The following is a 13,181-nucleotide window of genomic DNA, read 5'->3' as shown; positions in this document are numbered from 1 at the left end:
ACGGACCCGCAACTTGTCTGATACCACCTCCCACCGGCTCCCCGACCAGCTCCATCCCAACCTCCGCCTCGTCTTCGTCGGCACCGCCGCCTCGACGCGCTCGGCCGAGCTCGGGCACTATTACGCCCATCCCGGCAACCGCTTCTGGCGCGCGCTCCATGAGGCCGGGATCACGCCGCGGCGCTATCAGCCGAGCGAGTTCGCTAGCCTGATCGAACTCGGGATCGGCTTCACCGATCTCTGCAAGACGGGCGCGGGGATGGATCACCAGATCGCGGCGGAGACGATCGACGTGCCAGGCTTCAGGGCGAAGATGCAAACATATCGGCCGCGGACGATCGCGTTCACGAGCAAGAAGGCGGCGAGCTTGTTTTACGGCCGGCCGTCGCGCGCGATTGCGCTGGGGCGGCAGGCACGGGATGAAAGCTGGCCGGAGATCTTCGTGCTGCCGTCGCCGTCGGGTGCAGCCTCCGGGCATTGGACGCTGGAGCCGTGGCGGGAGCTGGCGGCGTGGATCAAGTCGTAGGGTGGGCAAAGGCGCTCTTGCGCCGTGCCCACCATCTCTCGGCACGATCCGGCAGAACCGTGGGCACGGCGCGCGAGAGGCGCGCCTTTGCCCACCCTACGGCAGCTCGCTTTACCGCATCGTGATCGCAAGGCCGCTGAGATCGGCGTTCGCCATCAACCCGACCTGCGTGCCCGACAGCTCCAGCACCGCGCCCTTCTGGTTGGTCAGCACGATGGCGCGGGCGCCGGCGCCGACGGCAAGGCCGGCACCGGCGGCGCCGTAGACTCCGGCGACGTCGGAGGGGCGGTTGATGTTGCTGACGCGGCCGCGCAGCACGGTCTTGGAGCCGCCGAACACGAGGCCGTAGTCGAGGCCGCCGGTCGAGAGCCCATAATTGCGGCCGCGGAAGTTGAGGACGCCCGAGCCGCCGGAGCCGCCGATGATCCAGCCCGCCTTGTAGATCGTCAGCGTCACGAAACCGCTGTCGGCCTCTGCCGCGGTCGAAAGTCCGGCCAGGGCGGCGATGGCGACCAGCGCGGCGCGGAAGGTGGATGCGAGCTTCATGGATGTCTCCGGGGGCTGTCTTTTAGGGGGAATCGAATCAGTCGCGGCGAATCTACCCGATCGATCGGGGCGGCAACATGATGGGGTGAGGCGCAAGGTGCGCCCGGTCGGCTCCCTCGCCCCGTTCTTGCGGGGAGAGGGCTGGGGTGAGGCGCTCTCTCCGCATAAGCGGTGACAGCGGGACTCGCGGAAGCTCCCCTCACCCGGAATCTGCTCACGCAAATTCCGGCCTCTCCCCGCACGCGGGGAGAGGCGAACTTCCGCGACACTGCCGCCATTGTGCCAGCGCTTTGCCCGACGGGTCAAAGGTCTACTTCCTTATTTCCGAACTCATTGACACGCCTCTTTTTTTCTACTGTGCATGGGGTTGTTTTCGCATTTTTCGGTTTGAGCGCCCCGCGCCTGCCGCTACGCTTCTGGCGTCAACGACCGTCCGAGGTGATCCCATGCCGATCCAGCATTTCGCGCCCCCGCCGCACGTCAAGGCGCCGCCGCTGTCCTTTGCGACGCGGGTCGGCGATCTCCTGTTCATCTCGGGCATTCCCGGCTTCGATGCCCATGGCGCGCTGCCGGACGGTTTCGAGGCGCAGTTCGCCAATGTCGTCGTCAACATCAAGCGCGTGCTGGACGAGGCCGGCGCCACCTTCCGCGACCTCGCCAAGGTCAACGTGCTCTTGACCCGCGGCTCCGACGTCGCCGCCATGAACGCGCTCTATGCCGGCGCCTTCGGCCCGCCGCCCTACCCGGCGCGCACCACCTGCGTGGTGCAGGCGCTGCCCGATCCGAAGATGCTGATCGAGATCGAGGCGGTGGCCTCGCTGGCGAAGGGCTAGCCCGAACGGCGGGCGCCCGGCTGACATATCTGTGATCGACCGCCGCCCGGCTTGCCAGCCGCACTGTTTTGCCGCACCAGTTTTGCTCTCACCTTCCCTTCAGGAGATATTTCATGCGTCGCGTTCTCGCCCTCTGTGCCGTTGCCGGAATTTTTAGTTCCGTGTTCGCCGTGCCCGCGTCCGCCAAGATCGGCTATTACGTGATCCGCTGGGACAACACCGGCATCTGCCAGGTCTGGAACGAGGACCTGCAGGTCAAGCCGTTCCAATGGGGCGTGTCGACCTACAAGGTCGTCAGCAAGCCGGTCCCGACCTTCCAGCAGGCGTCCGACCTCCAGATCAAGTTGCGCGGCGAGCGCCGCTGCACGCTCTAGGCTCGCCGCGACAGACGCGGATCTCAAGGGCGGATCGCGCGGGCGGTCCGCCCTTTTCCTTTTGCGGGACCCGCGCATTTTCGTCCGATACCGGCCATCTCCCGCGCGCGTTCGTTGAACCTGATCGGCAGGCGGAACTACTCACATCTTGTCCGGGGCGCATCCACCAAGAGCGTCCGGCACCAGCCCTCCCCGTCATTGCCGGGAGGCGCATCACATCATTCATTTGAGGAGCTGATCATGCGTCGTATTTCCCTGCTGTGCGCTGCCGCCGGCCTCGCCGTCACCGCCTTCGTCGCGGCGAGCCCCGCCGAGGCCAGCTATCACCTGATCCGCTGGCAGGACACCGGCTTCTGCCAGATCTGGGACGAGAGCATCCCGACCACGCCGTGGCCGGCCGGCTATCATCGCGCCAGTGCAAGCGTACCGACCTTCATCGACGCGCTCGCGGTGAAGGACGCCGCGCTCAAGAGCGGCAGCTGCACCTGGTAAGAATTCGATCGGCGGACGAAGAGCCGGGCAAGGACGCGGGCATGCGTCCTTGCCCGGTTTGATTTCCGAGATGTCGTTGGGTGGGCAAAGCGACTTGTCCGCCGTAGCTCGTAGAGCGAAGGCGGAAGCGTGCCCACGAATGCCTCTCGTGACGAACATGGTGGGCACGGCGCGTCGCGCCTTTGCCCACCCTACGAGATATCGCCAAGCACGCTCACGCGTCCTTGTGCGCGCCGGGATGGATCAGGAGATCGCGCGCGGCGGCGAGGTCGATGAAGGCTTGCGCGCTGCCGCCCTGGTCGGGATGCATGCCCTTGGCCGCGCGGCGATAGGCCTGGTTGATGTCCTCGCAGGTCAGCTGCACCGCGAGCGGCAGGCCGAGCACCTTGCGCGCGCGGTCCTCCCTGGACATCTGCTTCGGCATGGCGTTGCGGCGGCCGAAGCGCGGCGCGGTCAGATCATGGACGACCTCGAGCACCACGCCGAGACGGCGCTGCGCCGCCAGCGTGACGCCGTGATCGTCATTGTCGACCGCCTGGCGCAGCACCGGAAGCGCCTGCTCCGCCGCCTGACGCAGCGTGGCGTCGACGCTCGACCGCGCGATCTCGGCCACGAGCCGGCCCGCCTCGGCGAAGTCGGCGGATGGCGCCGACCGCAGCCGTTCAAGGGCGAGTTTCCAGGAGTCGAGCCGTTCCATCATGCGCGCAACGTTTAGCAACCAAGATCAGTATGCCAAGGCTGCCGTTTCCGACCCCTTAATTTCGAGTTAGCGTTTCGTGAAACTTGTAAACGAAATCGGGAGGAAAATGTCATGGCATTGCTTGCAAACCACGTCGCCGTCGTCACGGGCGCCGGTTCCGGCATCGGCCGCGCCATCGCCGCCGGCTATGCGCGCGAGGGCGCGCAGGTGGTGCTGCTCGACGTCAACGCCGAGACCGTCGCGGAGGCCGCGCAGGAGATCCGAAAATCGGGCGGCAAGGCCGAGAGCTTTGCACTCGACGTCACCAGGCGCGAGGATTGCTTCGCGCTGGCCAAGCAGGTCGAGGGCAAGGTCGGGCAGGTCTCGATCCTCGTCAACAATGCCGGCATCACCCGCCGCAACGCCTTCACCGCCGAGACCGAGACGGTGGCGAAGGACTGGAACGACATCATCGCGCTCAACCTCAACGGCGTCTTCAACATGACGCAGGCGTTCCTCGCCCCCTTGCGGGCCAGCAAGGGCCGCATCGTCAATATCGGCTCGATCCAGTCCTTCGTGCATCTGCGCACGCCGAGCTCGGCGGCCTACACCACCTCGAAGCACGGCGTGCTCGGCTTCACCAAGGCGCTCGCGGTCGAGCTCGGCAAGGAGGGCGTGCGCGTCAACGCGATCGGGCCGGGATTCATCGAGACCAACATCAACGCCAATGTGCGCGCCACCAATCCGGCGCTGGTGCAGGCCTTCGTCGACCACACCCCGCTGGCGCGCACCGGCAAGCCCGAGGATATCGTCGGACCCGCGCTCTTCCTCGCCTCGGACCTGTCGGCCTTCGTCACCGGAACGATCGTGATGGTGGACGGCGGCTATCGGACGGTGTGACGGAGAACGCTTTCACCACATACACGGTGTCATCACCCGCGAAGGCGGGTGATCCAGTATTCCAGAGACGCCAAACATCCCACGAGGGGCCGCGGCGTACTGGATCGTCCGCTTCCGCGGACGATGACACCGTACTTGTCGCGCGAGATAGGCCCGCATCGCGATGCATCCTGCGCCAATCGCGGCGGCTTCGAGGCATTCTTGGGGTCAATTGGTGGGCTCGCTCCCGATTAACCCTTCATTAACCAAACAGGACCACCGTGAAATTACGGCTTGGGGGTCGTTTGTTCTCGATCCGCTTTCAACGATGGAAGCGGGCGTTGATCGGGGAGTATATCGATGACCACTGTTCACGTCGCTGCGTCCGGGCCGGGCGCCCAATTTCTTGCCCCCAACCAGATCGTTCCAATGCTGATCGGCGCCACTGTCGGCGAGGTCGAGCGCGAGCTCGTGCTGCAGACGCTGGCACGCTGCGACGGCAACCGCACCCGCGCCTCGCGCGTGCTCGGCCTGTCGGTGCGCACGCTGCGCAACAAGATCAAGCTCTACGCCGCCTCCGGCATCGACGTGCCCGCCTATCAGGATTAGCGCGCGAGCACGCGCCGCTGGATCAGTCTGCCGGCGATCACCGCGAGCGCGATCACCGCGACCGAGCCGGCGATCAATTCGATCGCACGGAGGAAGAAGGCGGTCATGACGGCCCATGACGGCTGCGGCTCGTCGGCGAATGCGACCGGCACGATGTCGGGCACAAGCAGGCGAGCGAGGCCGATTGCTGCCACCAGAACGGCGGCGAACAGGCAAAACACTTTCCACGCTGCGCGCATCGGTCGCTCCTCGCAATGGGTGTGGCCGCGTGCGATCGATGGCACGAGGCGTCGCGCCGCAGATTGATGTTGGTCAAGCTTGGCACGACGCGCGGGCGGAATTGCTGCTGTCGTCAAACGACGCTAAGTAACTTGCTTCCGGTCAAGGGAGCAGCGGCGTGGCAGACGATCAGGGACGACGGCAGGGACCTCAAGGGCCGCGCGGACGACCGGGCGAGCCGGGACGGCCGGGACCGCAGGGTCACCCGGGCCGGCGCGGCCCCGATGGCGCGCGCGGCAAGCCGGGTCCGCAGGGCAAGCCGGGACCGATCGGAAAGGCGGGACCGCAGGGCAAGCCCGGTCCGCAAGGCAAACAGGGCGAAGCCGGGCCGCGCGGGGCGGTCGGCGCGCAAGGTCCCGTCGGACCGCAGGGGCCCGCGGGGCTCCAAGGCCCGCGCGGCGAGCCGGGACCAGCCGGTCAATTGCCTTCGATCGAGCAGGTGCTGCCGTGGCTCGAACAGCTGTTCGACGCCTGGGACGAGCGCCGCCGCCAACGCGAGCGCGAAGCCGCCGAGCGCGAAGCGCTGGAGGCCGCCGTGCACGAGCCCGATGAGGCCATCGTCGACGACGAGAGCGACGATGGCGATGGCGACGGGCACAAGAAAAAGAAGAAAAAGAAACACAAGGACTAGCCGAGCGCTCATGCCCCGGACGCCGCGCTGTGGAGCGGCACTTCGCACCGCGTCCGGGACGCGAGCCGATCAGGACGCGCCGGACGCGTCATCCTTGCCCGGCAGCAAGCCCATGCGCTCGAACTGCCAACGCATGGCGCGATACCAGAGATAGCCGACCGCCGCGCCGCACAGCGCGAGGATGATCACGTCGGCGCTCGAGAACGAGCCGCTCCACCACATCATCCACGCTGTCCATAGCAGCGTGAAAACGATGGCACCTGCTTTCAGAGGAAGAAGGGGGCGGCTCATGATCGTGCTCCGGGTTGTCAAAACCCCGGCCGACATCATTGCAAGGTCAGACGCTCCATACCGTGAGCCAGATCACGGAACGAGGCGCCGGCGCTCCTAAAGCGCTGCGCACTTTTCCGGATCATGCTTTAACCGAAGCGCAGCCGCGAGCGCTCCCTGGCCCTCTCCGCCTCGATCTCGCGGTCGCGCGCCGGCGCATGGGTGTGCAGCGAGCTCAGCAGTTTCCGCGCGGCCTCCGAGACCTCCGCCACCGCACGGTCGAACGCCGCCTCGTTGGCCTGCGACGGCTTGTTGAAGCCGGACAATTTTCGCACGAATTGCAGCGCGCTGGCGTGGATCTCGTCCTCCGTCGCCGGCGGCTCGAAGTTGAACAGCGTCTTGATGTTGCGGCACATGCAGGCCTCTCTCCGGATGTTTCCATGAAGACGATCGGCGGAGCCGAAATCCTACATCCTTCCCGGCATTTCTGCTAAGTTCCGTCGCAACGCGGCCGCTGACGACGAGCCGCAACGGGGAGAGAGACATGAAGGTGCTTTGCGCGGCGCTATCGATCGTCCTGTTGTCCTTTTCGATATCGGCGACGGCCGCCGATTATCCCGCCCCCAAGCAGGGCGACTGGATTGCCAAGGATTTCAAGTTCCACACCGGCGAGGTCATGCCTGAGCTGAAGCTGCATTACACCACCGTCGGCGAGCCCTCAGGCCAGCCGGTGCTGGTGCTGCATGGCACGGGCGGCTCGGGCACCGGCATGCTGGGGCCGTCCTTCGGCGGTGAACTGTTCGGCCCTGGGCAACCGCTCGACGCCGCCAAGTACTACATCATCCTTCCCGACAGCATCGGCCACGGCAAATCGTCGAAGCCGTCCGACGGCATGAAGACGAGCTTTCCGAAATACAATTACGACGACATGGTCGAGGCGCAGTACCGCCTGGTGACGGAGGGCCTCGGCGTCAAGCATCTGCGGCTCGTCATCGGCAATTCGATGGGCGGCATGCATACCTGGCTGTGGGGCGAAAAATATCCGAACGCGATGGACGCGCTGATTCCGATGGCCTCGCAGCCGACCGAGATGGCCTCGCGCAACTGGATGATGCGGCGGATCATGCTCGACACCATCCGCAACGATCCCGACTACAATGGCGGCAACTACACCAGCCAGCCGCGCATGATGAAGTACGCCGTCACGGCCTACGGCATCGCCAGCATCGGCGGCACGCTGGCCTATCAGCAGCAGGCGCCGACCGCGGCCAAGGCGGACAAGATGGTCGACGACCGGCTGGCGACGCCGATCACGGCGGATGCCAACGACTTCGTCTACCAGTGGGAGTCCTCACGCGACTACAATGCCGGCGAGAAGCTGGAGGCCATCGAAGCGTCGCTGCTCTTGATCAATTCCGCCGACGACGAGCGCAATCCGCCCGAGACCGGCATCACCGACGCGGCGATGAAGCGGGTCAAGAACGGCAAGCTGTATCTGATCCCCGCAAGCACCGAGACGCGCGGCCACGGCACCACGGGCAATGCCAAATTCTACGCCGAGCAGGTCAGGCAATTGCTGCAGACCGCGCCGCAGCGGACGATGTAATACGAACAGCAAGACGGCATGTCGAAATCTCGCTTTCGCAAGGCTGCACTCGCATTTCCCGGCGTCATCGAGGGCGCACATCACGGCCACGCCGACTTCCGCATCGGCAAGCGCGTGTTCGCGACGCTGGGTTATCCCGATGACACATGGGGCATGGTGAAGCTCACGCCGGACCAGCAGACCATGCTCGTCGACGCCGAACCGGAGCTGTTTCGTCCGGTCCCCGGCGCCTGGGGCAAGAACGGCAGCACGAATGTAAAACTGGCAAAGATCGATCCGGTGACATTGCGGAGCGCGCTCGAGATGGCCTGGCGCAACGTTGCACCGAAATCGCTGCTCGCGTCGATCGAGACGCGATCGCGAAGCTGATACCGCATCGCATCATGTGCGGCGCCCAGGGGCCGCATATTATTTGAGCATGCAATGCGCTGACGGCTCGGGCTTAATCGCGTCAACGATACGAATCGGAACGCGACGGAGGATCGCATGCGCAGGCTCGCATTGTGCGTTTGGCTGGCCGCGATGACGGCGCTGACGAGCGCTGCGTTCGCGTTCGACAACGGGCAATACGACCACGTCCCGCCCGACATCCGTGCCTGGTTCAAGAGCGTGATCGCGCCGAACGGCGTGCCCTGCTGCGACATCTCCGACGGCCATCGCACCGACTACGATGTGCGTGGCGGCGCCTATTGGGTGCCGATCGAAGGGCAATGGATGGAGGTGCCCGGACGCGCGGTGATCCGCGATCAGGGCAATCCGGTCGGTCAGGCCGTTGTGTGGTACGTCCACCACCGCGGCGCCATCATCATCAGCTGCTTCGTGCCGGCGGATGCCGTGTAACGCGTCTTGATCGATTCCATTGGCTGGCGGCGGCCCGATCGGATAGGTTGCCGCCAATCCGTGCGGAGGTACCCCGTTGACCGATCTTTGCGCCGAAGACCTCGCCGCCATCTATGCCAAGCCGAGCCCGCGCGTGATCGCGAAAGCGCGTCCGGCGATCGACGCGCATGCGAAGAAGTTCATCGAGATGTCGCCGTTCTGCGTGCTCGCGACATCCGGAGCGGACGGCAGCGTCGATGCCTCGCCGCGCGGCGGCGGCGTCGGCTTCGTCCACGTCGCAGGTCCGGGCCAGCTGTTGATGCCCGACCGCTCCGGCAACAACCGGATCGACAGTTTCCGCAACGTCGTCGAGGGCTCGGGCTCCGTGCAGCTGCTGTTCTTCGTTCCCGGCATCGACGAGACGCTGCGCGTTGGCGGCCGCGGCACGCTGTCGGCCGATCCGGATCTGCTCGCCTCGATGATCGAGTTCGGCAAGCCGCCGCGCGCGGTGCTGAACGTTGCCGTCAGCGAAGTCTATTTCCACTGCGGCAAGGCGCTGATGCGCTCGAAGCTATGGTCGTCGGACAAGGTGGAGCGCTCGGTGATGCCGAGCATCGTCACGGTCATTCACGACCAGACCGGCCTCGGCGAACCGGCGAGCCAGGAGTCCGTGGAAGAGCTCTACAAGACGCAGTTGTGAGGGCCGTTACAATGGGATGTCGTCCCGGACAAGCGCAGCGCAGATCCGGGATCCATAACCACAGGGAGTGGTTTGACGAAGATTCGGAGTGACCAGCCTCACGCCGCAACGGCACCCTGTGGTTATGGGTCCCGGCGTTCGCCGGGACGACACCGAGTGTAGGGCCGCGTTAGCGCGTCGAATTAATGCCCCTCGCCCTCGAGCCCGCCGACGTGCTTCTGGGTGTAGAGTTCGAGGCCGATGCGGCCGATCAGGTCGAGCTGGGTTTCGAGGAAGTCGATGTGATGCTCCTCGTCGCTCATCAGCTTCTCGAACAGGTCGCGCGTGACGTAGTCCTTGGCGCCGTGACAATAGGTGGCCGCTTCCTGGTAGAGCGCCCGGGCGCTCATCTCGGCGGCGAGGTCGCACTCGATGATCTCCTTGACGTTCTGCCCGATGCGCAGGGGATCGAGCACCTGCATGTTCGGGAAACCGTCGAGGAACAGAATGCGCGCGGTGAGCTTGTCGGCGTGCTCCATCTCCTCGATGGACTCCTTGCGCCAGACCTTGGCCATGTCGAGGAGGCCCCAATTGTCGAGAAAGCGGTAGTGCAGCCAGTACTGGTTGATCGCAGTCAGTTCGTGACGCAGCGCCTTGTTGAGATAGTCGATAACTTTTGCGTCGCCCTGCATGATTCACTCCAGCTCTTGCATTCCAACTCGGGCCTAAACCGAATTTAGAACGTTTCTAAGTCAGTTTGCGGATGAGGGCAACTGGCTACCGAGACGCAACCGGGGAAAAGCTCTGCCGATCCGGCGGGAAGAGGTCAGCAGGCCGCGAGGGCGAACTGGGCCTGCTCGGCCGTCTCGTCATTGGCGGCCATCGTGTGGCTGTGCGGGCAGCCCGTACAGCAGGACTGGGCGCAGGGGCCAAGGGCTTCGTCGATGATGGTCTTGATCGTCCGCGCACAGCGGCCGCATTCGGCGCTACAGCCGAGGCACCCATAGACCTGCTTGGCATGGCGCACGGCATCGTCGGACTCGGCGACAGCGGCGCGGATGTCGTCATCGCTCAGCACGTTACAGGAACAAACGATCATGGAAGCGATAGGCCCTTCGGTGATGCGTCATCATCGATATTTAACGGGCCGGCCGGATGCAAAAGGAAAAACCGGTATTTCAAGCTATTCCAAACTGGCCCACGAACAGCCTAGAACGGCTTCAAAACCCGGCGTTGCGCTGAATCAAGATTAGAGCAGATCTAGTCGCCGCCGCCCCCACCACCGTCGCCGCCACCTCCACAATCCCCGCCTCCGCCGCCGCTATCGCTGCTGGAACAAGTGCCGCTATCGGTCGAGTTCCCCGAACTGTCGCCGGAAAACCAGCTTCCCAGCGAGAACCCGTCATTGGTCCCGCTGTAGGAGGTGTCGCTGCTGCTCCCGCCGTCGCCACCAGCCCCGGCGCGCGAGCGTCGGCGGCGGTTCTGGAGGTGGGTCAACCAGCCATAGCCAATCGCAAAAACGATCCCGGCGGCGATCAATGCATTTGCCATCGCGTTGCCCATCGTCGCCTCCCTGGCAGAGCCCCGGTTCCTATGAATTGGTAGCGCCCGGCAAAGGTGCCGTTCATTGATCATTCGGACGAAGTATGGAACTCTGCCCAAAAGGGTTCCAGCGTGTTTGTACGAAAGGTCAAGCCAATGAAGAAATTGCTCCTGGCGGTCGCGGCCGTCGCCACCCTGGCCGTTACCGCCGGAACTCCGGCCCAGGCCCAGCGCGGTGTCGCCGCGGGCGTAGCGGCGGGGATCATCGGCGGCGCCATTGTCGGCGGCGCGCTGGCCTCTCCGTATTATTACGGACCCGGCCCGGGCTATTACGAACCCGGCTATTACCCGCCCCGCTACTATGCGCCGGCTCCCGGCTATGTCGCCGACGGCTATTATGGCGGCGGCTGCGTCTGGCAGAAGCAGCGTTTCTGGGACGGCTATGGCTGGCGCGTCCGCCGCGTCAGGGTCTGTGGCTGAGCCGCCTTGAACCGGTTCACTGCGACGGCTTTCAGCTGCACCGGTTCACTACCGATGCGCTGTTCATCTCGGGGCCTGAAAAACACCGCTTTTTCTCGTCACAGCTCCGTGCGCGTTTACCGTGGATTGACCATTTGCGCGCTTCCTAGCCCGACGGCCAATTCCATCAGAGTGTGCGTGAACCTTTGAAACCCGGGCGCCTCTAACCAGAGGAACCCATCTCCCAGGAGAGCCCTGAGCATGAAGAAGACTCTAGTTGCCGCCCTCACGGTTGCGACGGTCGCCGGTTCGCTGGTCACCGCCACGCCACCCGCGAAAGCCGGTGACGTCGGCGCCGGCATCGCGGCCGGCCTGATCGGCGGCGCGATCGTCGGCGGCGCCATCGCCTCGAGCCGTCCCGCCTATGGCGGTCCCGTCTACATCGCCGAGCCCCCGCCGCCCGCGCCCTGCTACTGGCGTCGTGAGCGCTATTGGGATGGCTACGGCTGGGTCAGCCGTCCGGTTCGCGTCTGCTACTGATCTGATCGCCCTGGCGCAGGCGCGCCGCGATCAGGAAGCCCGGCCGAGCGCATCGGCCGGGCTTTTTGTTGCTCCCGCTATAAAGCAGAGTGTGTTTGGTTGAATCGATGCGTGCGGAGAACTCAGATCACCTCTCCCGCAGGGACAGGTAATCGCCCGCGCCGATCGAGCCTGACCCCATCATGCTTCAGCGCGCTGCCTGGATCGAGCGCAGCACCTCTTCGCTCGGCCAGCAATCAACCTTGAGGCCGGCCGACTTCTGATAGGCGCCCAGCGCCGCGCGCGTCTGCATGCCGGCCTTGCCGTCGATCTTGTCCTTGTAGAGCCCGATCCGCGTGAGGCCGCGCTGCATCGTCTCGACATCCCTGGTGCGCAATTGCTTGGAGGCCGACCAGGGCGTTGCGAACGGCTGCGGGTTCGTCATGCGATCGCTGAGATGGCCGACGAACAGCACATAGAGGTCGGAGAAATTGTATTCCTTGATGACGAAGTAGTTCTTGGTGGTCAGGAATGACGGGCCGTAGATGCCCTCGGGCTGCAGCAGCGAGGCCGGCTGTGCCTGTTCAGTAGCGCTCAGCTTCTGCCCACGCACCGGGACAAAACCTTCGCGCAGCCACTGGCCGATCGGCTTCGTCACCTCGGGCACGCCAGCGGTGCAATCGACCTTGGCGGGCGCCTGCACCTCGTAGGCCCAGCGCACGCCGCTCTGCCAGCCCTTGTTGACGAGCTGCTGCGCGGCCGAGGCCAGCGCATCCGGGACCGAGTGCCAGATATCGATGCGACCGTCGCCGTCGAAATCGACGCCGTGCTTGTAATATTCGGACGGCAGGAACTGCGTGAGCCCGGTGGCCCCCGCCCAGGACGAGCGCATGTCCTTGCGCGTCACCACGCCCTCGCCGAGGATCTTCAGCGCAAGGATGAACTCGGTGCGGTATTGATCCTTGCGCCGCCCGACATAGGCCTGCGTCGCCAGCACGCGGACCAGATCGTAAGGCAGCGTGTAGCGGCCATAATCGGTCTCCCGGCCCCAGATTGCGAGCATCATTGTTGCCGGCACGCCGGACTTCTTTTCGATCTCGCTCAGCGCGGCGCGATATTTTTGCAGCAGGCGCTGCCCCTCGCCGGCCAGCCGCGCGATCGAGGCTTCCCTGACGTAGTCGGCCGGCACTTGCACGAACTCGGCCTGCGACGGCGCGCCGGTCGCAGGCCGGCCCGGCAGAAGCAGGTCGGGCAGCTTGTAATCAGGCTCGAGCCCGCGCGTCTCTCGCTCGAACGTCGTGCGCGAGACGCCTTCGGCCTGCGCCTCCGGCCACAGCGAGGCGATGAACTGGGTGAAGGCGGCATCAGTGGCGCGGGCGGACGACCAGCCGCAGGTGACCGCGATCACCGCAGCGATGAGCGCCCGCCGCATCATGCCG

23 protein-coding genes are annotated in these 13,181 nt (G+C 65.2%); 14 read left to right on the top strand and 9 right to left on the bottom strand.

What is annotated here, in order from left to right; translation table 11 throughout:
* Positions 1 to 13: 13 nt before the first annotated feature.
* Positions 14 to 526, top strand: a complete 513-nt coding sequence (locus tag E4K64_RS06885; protein WP_135162813.1) for a mismatch-specific DNA-glycosylase — start codon at positions 14 to 16, stop codon at positions 524 to 526.
* A 111-nt stretch (positions 527 to 637) separates the two neighbouring features.
* Here E4K64_RS06885 and E4K64_RS06880 read toward each other — a convergent pair whose 3' ends face one another.
* Complete coding sequence (locus E4K64_RS06880) at positions 638 to 1,072, bottom strand: hypothetical protein (protein WP_135162811.1); 435 nt, start codon at positions 1,070 to 1,072, stop codon at positions 638 to 640.
* Positions 1,073 to 1,518: 446 nt separating this feature from the next.
* Here E4K64_RS06880 and E4K64_RS06875 point away from each other — a divergent pair, with 446 nt between their 5' ends.
* The 3 genes from E4K64_RS06875 (at position 1,519) to E4K64_RS06865 (ending at position 2,771) form a co-directional block, all read left to right on the top strand.
* Positions 1,519 to 1,905 (top strand): RidA family protein, encoded by a 387-nt coding sequence (locus tag E4K64_RS06875; protein WP_126255215.1) that lies wholly within the window; start codon positions 1,519 to 1,521, stop codon positions 1,903 to 1,905.
* Between the two features lie 113 nt (positions 1,906 to 2,018).
* Positions 2,019 to 2,279, top strand: a complete 261-nt coding sequence (locus E4K64_RS06870; protein ID WP_135162810.1) for a hypothetical protein — start codon at positions 2,019 to 2,021, stop codon at positions 2,277 to 2,279.
* Positions 2,280 to 2,519: 240 nt separating this feature from the next.
* Positions 2,520 to 2,771, top strand: coding sequence for a hypothetical protein (locus E4K64_RS06865; protein ID WP_135162808.1), 252 nt, complete (start codon positions 2,520 to 2,522; stop codon positions 2,769 to 2,771).
* A 214-nt stretch (positions 2,772 to 2,985) separates the two neighbouring features.
* Here E4K64_RS06865 and E4K64_RS06860 read toward each other — a convergent pair whose 3' ends face one another.
* A complete protein-coding gene (locus tag E4K64_RS06860; RefSeq protein ID WP_135162807.1) occupies positions 2,986 to 3,471 on the bottom strand; it encodes a J domain-containing protein in 486 nt (161 codons plus the stop codon).
* A 111-nt stretch (positions 3,472 to 3,582) separates the two neighbouring features.
* Between E4K64_RS06860 and E4K64_RS06855 the strand changes: the two genes are divergently transcribed.
* Together E4K64_RS06855 and E4K64_RS06850 are read left to right on the top strand one after the other, a co-directional pair.
* Complete coding sequence (locus tag E4K64_RS06855) at positions 3,583 to 4,350, top strand: SDR family NAD(P)-dependent oxidoreductase (protein WP_135162805.1); 768 nt, start codon at positions 3,583 to 3,585, stop codon at positions 4,348 to 4,350.
* A 339-nt stretch (positions 4,351 to 4,689) separates the two neighbouring features.
* The gene (locus E4K64_RS06850; protein WP_126255210.1) at positions 4,690 to 4,938 is read left to right on the top strand and encodes a helix-turn-helix domain-containing protein; all 249 of its coding nucleotides are present in this window, start codon (positions 4,690 to 4,692) and stop codon (positions 4,936 to 4,938) included.
* Here the strand turns inward: E4K64_RS06850 and E4K64_RS06845 are convergent.
* Positions 4,935 to 5,177 carry a hypothetical protein gene (locus E4K64_RS06845; protein ID WP_126255209.1) on the bottom strand — a complete coding sequence of 81 codons (243 nt, stop codon included), beginning with the start codon at positions 5,175 to 5,177 and terminating at the stop codon, positions 4,935 to 4,937. The genes E4K64_RS06850 and E4K64_RS06845 overlap by 4 nt on opposite strands.
* A 158-nt stretch (positions 5,178 to 5,335) precedes the next feature.
* Between E4K64_RS06845 and E4K64_RS06840 the strand changes: the two genes are divergently transcribed.
* Entirely contained in the window at positions 5,336 to 5,848 is a 513-nt protein-coding gene (locus E4K64_RS06840; RefSeq protein WP_135162804.1) for a collagen-like domain-containing protein, read from the top strand.
* A 69-nt stretch (positions 5,849 to 5,917) separates the two neighbouring features.
* Here E4K64_RS06840 and E4K64_RS06835 read toward each other — a convergent pair whose 3' ends face one another.
* Both E4K64_RS06835 and E4K64_RS06830 read right to left on the bottom strand, forming a co-directional pair.
* On the bottom strand, positions 5,918 to 6,139 hold the full coding sequence (locus tag E4K64_RS06835) for a hypothetical protein (protein WP_135162802.1): 222 nt from the start codon (positions 6,137 to 6,139) through the stop codon (positions 5,918 to 5,920).
* A gap of 128 nt (positions 6,140 to 6,267) precedes the next feature.
* Positions 6,268 to 6,534 (bottom strand): DUF2277 domain-containing protein, encoded by a 267-nt coding sequence (locus tag E4K64_RS06830; RefSeq protein WP_135162801.1) that lies wholly within the window; start codon positions 6,532 to 6,534, stop codon positions 6,268 to 6,270.
* A gap of 128 nt (positions 6,535 to 6,662) precedes the next feature.
* Here E4K64_RS06830 and E4K64_RS06825 point away from each other — a divergent pair, with 128 nt between their 5' ends.
* The 4 genes from E4K64_RS06825 to E4K64_RS06810 all read left to right on the top strand — a co-directional run bounded on the left by E4K64_RS06825 (position 6,663) and on the right by E4K64_RS06810 (position 9,243).
* Entirely contained in the window at positions 6,663 to 7,724 is a 1,062-nt protein-coding gene (locus tag E4K64_RS06825; protein WP_135162800.1) for an alpha/beta fold hydrolase, read from the top strand.
* Positions 7,725 to 7,742: 18 nt separating this feature from the next.
* Positions 7,743 to 8,093 (top strand): MmcQ/YjbR family DNA-binding protein, encoded by a 351-nt coding sequence (locus E4K64_RS06820; protein WP_135162798.1) that lies wholly within the window; start codon positions 7,743 to 7,745, stop codon positions 8,091 to 8,093.
* Positions 8,094 to 8,210: 117 nt separating this feature from the next.
* On the top strand, positions 8,211 to 8,564 hold the full coding sequence (locus tag E4K64_RS06815; RefSeq protein WP_126255204.1) for a hypothetical protein: 354 nt from the start codon (positions 8,211 to 8,213) through the stop codon (positions 8,562 to 8,564).
* Between the two features lie 76 nt (positions 8,565 to 8,640).
* Entirely contained in the window at positions 8,641 to 9,243 is a 603-nt protein-coding gene (locus E4K64_RS06810; protein ID WP_135162797.1) for an MSMEG_1061 family FMN-dependent PPOX-type flavoprotein, read from the top strand.
* A 182-nt stretch (positions 9,244 to 9,425) separates the two neighbouring features.
* Here the strand turns inward: E4K64_RS06810 and bfr are convergent, their stop codons facing one another.
* Positions 9,426 to 9,914, bottom strand: coding sequence for a bacterioferritin (gene bfr, locus E4K64_RS06805; protein ID WP_024339472.1), 489 nt, complete (start codon positions 9,912 to 9,914; stop codon positions 9,426 to 9,428).
* Between the two features lie 134 nt (positions 9,915 to 10,048).
* Complete coding sequence (locus E4K64_RS06800; protein ID WP_135162795.1) at positions 10,049 to 10,321, bottom strand: (2Fe-2S)-binding protein; 273 nt, start codon at positions 10,319 to 10,321, stop codon at positions 10,049 to 10,051.
* On the opposite strand from E4K64_RS06800, the gene E4K64_RS40185 reads away from it, so the two are divergent.
* Positions 10,320 to 10,475 carry a hypothetical protein gene (locus E4K64_RS40185; RefSeq protein ID WP_167771849.1) on the top strand — a complete coding sequence of 52 codons (156 nt, stop codon included), beginning with the start codon at positions 10,320 to 10,322 and terminating at the stop codon, positions 10,473 to 10,475. The genes E4K64_RS06800 and E4K64_RS40185 overlap by 2 nt on opposite strands.
* 7 nt (positions 10,476 to 10,482) lie before the next feature.
* Here E4K64_RS40185 and E4K64_RS06795 read toward each other — a convergent pair whose 3' ends face one another.
* The gene (locus tag E4K64_RS06795) at positions 10,483 to 10,785 is read right to left on the bottom strand and encodes a hypothetical protein (protein WP_135162793.1); all 303 of its coding nucleotides are present in this window, start codon (positions 10,783 to 10,785) and stop codon (positions 10,483 to 10,485) included.
* Positions 10,786 to 10,920: 135 nt separating this feature from the next.
* On the opposite strand from E4K64_RS06795, the gene E4K64_RS06790 reads away from it, so the two are divergent.
* Complete coding sequence (locus E4K64_RS06790; protein WP_135162792.1) at positions 10,921 to 11,244, top strand: hypothetical protein; 324 nt, start codon at positions 10,921 to 10,923, stop codon at positions 11,242 to 11,244.
* A 240-nt stretch (positions 11,245 to 11,484) separates the two neighbouring features.
* A complete protein-coding gene (locus tag E4K64_RS06785) occupies positions 11,485 to 11,763 on the top strand; it encodes a hypothetical protein (protein ID WP_135162791.1) in 279 nt (92 codons plus the stop codon).
* Between the two features lie 187 nt (positions 11,764 to 11,950).
* Here the strand turns inward: E4K64_RS06785 and E4K64_RS06780 are convergent, their stop codons facing one another.
* Entirely contained in the window at positions 11,951 to 13,177 is a 1,227-nt protein-coding gene (locus E4K64_RS06780) for a lytic murein transglycosylase (protein WP_135162789.1), read from the bottom strand.
* Positions 13,178 to 13,181: the final 4 nt, after the last annotated feature.

It is taken from the genome of Bradyrhizobium frederickii (assembly GCF_004570865.1).
In the GTDB taxonomy this organism is placed as follows: Bacteria; Pseudomonadota; Alphaproteobacteria; order Rhizobiales; family Xanthobacteraceae; genus Bradyrhizobium; species Bradyrhizobium frederickii.
This window is presented reverse-complemented; position numbering and strand designations above follow the sequence as displayed.

Coding starts and splice junctions, on each gene's coding strand:
- bfr (WP_024339472.1), bottom strand. CDS start 9,914: ATGCAGGGCGACGCAAAAGTTATCGACTATCTCAACAAGGCGCTGCGT.
- E4K64_RS06850 (WP_126255210.1), top strand. CDS start 4,690: ATGACCACTGTTCACGTCGCTGCGTCCGGGCCGGGCGCCCAATTTCTT.
- E4K64_RS06860 (WP_135162807.1), bottom strand. CDS start 3,471: ATGATGGAACGGCTCGACTCCTGGAAACTCGCCCTTGAACGGCTGCGG.
- E4K64_RS06785 (WP_135162791.1), top strand. CDS start 11,485: ATGAAGAAGACTCTAGTTGCCGCCCTCACGGTTGCGACGGTCGCCGGT.
- E4K64_RS06865 (WP_135162808.1), top strand. CDS start 2,520: ATGCGTCGTATTTCCCTGCTGTGCGCTGCCGCCGGCCTCGCCGTCACC.
- E4K64_RS40185 (WP_167771849.1), top strand. CDS start 10,320: ATGGAAGCGATAGGCCCTTCGGTGATGCGTCATCATCGATATTTAACG.
- E4K64_RS06815 (WP_126255204.1), top strand. CDS start 8,211: ATGCGCAGGCTCGCATTGTGCGTTTGGCTGGCCGCGATGACGGCGCTG.
- E4K64_RS06880 (WP_135162811.1), bottom strand. CDS start 1,072: ATGAAGCTCGCATCCACCTTCCGCGCCGCGCTGGTCGCCATCGCCGCC.
- E4K64_RS06830 (WP_135162801.1), bottom strand. CDS start 6,534: ATGTGCCGCAACATCAAGACGCTGTTCAACTTCGAGCCGCCGGCGACG.
- E4K64_RS06875 (WP_126255215.1), top strand. CDS start 1,519: ATGCCGATCCAGCATTTCGCGCCCCCGCCGCACGTCAAGGCGCCGCCG.
- E4K64_RS06835 (WP_135162802.1), bottom strand. CDS start 6,139: ATGAGCCGCCCCCTTCTTCCTCTGAAAGCAGGTGCCATCGTTTTCACG.
- E4K64_RS06855 (WP_135162805.1), top strand. CDS start 3,583: ATGGCATTGCTTGCAAACCACGTCGCCGTCGTCACGGGCGCCGGTTCC.
- E4K64_RS06845 (WP_126255209.1), bottom strand. CDS start 5,177: ATGCGCGCAGCGTGGAAAGTGTTTTGCCTGTTCGCCGCCGTTCTGGTG.
- E4K64_RS06820 (WP_135162798.1), top strand. CDS start 7,743: ATGTCGAAATCTCGCTTTCGCAAGGCTGCACTCGCATTTCCCGGCGTC.
- E4K64_RS06825 (WP_135162800.1), top strand. CDS start 6,663: ATGAAGGTGCTTTGCGCGGCGCTATCGATCGTCCTGTTGTCCTTTTCG.
- E4K64_RS06780 (WP_135162789.1), bottom strand. CDS start 13,177: ATGATGCGGCGGGCGCTCATCGCTGCGGTGATCGCGGTCACCTGCGGC.
- E4K64_RS06790 (WP_135162792.1), top strand. CDS start 10,921: ATGAAGAAATTGCTCCTGGCGGTCGCGGCCGTCGCCACCCTGGCCGTT.
- E4K64_RS06870 (WP_135162810.1), top strand. CDS start 2,019: ATGCGTCGCGTTCTCGCCCTCTGTGCCGTTGCCGGAATTTTTAGTTCC.
- E4K64_RS06800 (WP_135162795.1), bottom strand. CDS start 10,321: ATGATCGTTTGTTCCTGTAACGTGCTGAGCGATGACGACATCCGCGCC.
- E4K64_RS06795 (WP_135162793.1), bottom strand. CDS start 10,785: ATGGGCAACGCGATGGCAAATGCATTGATCGCCGCCGGGATCGTTTTT.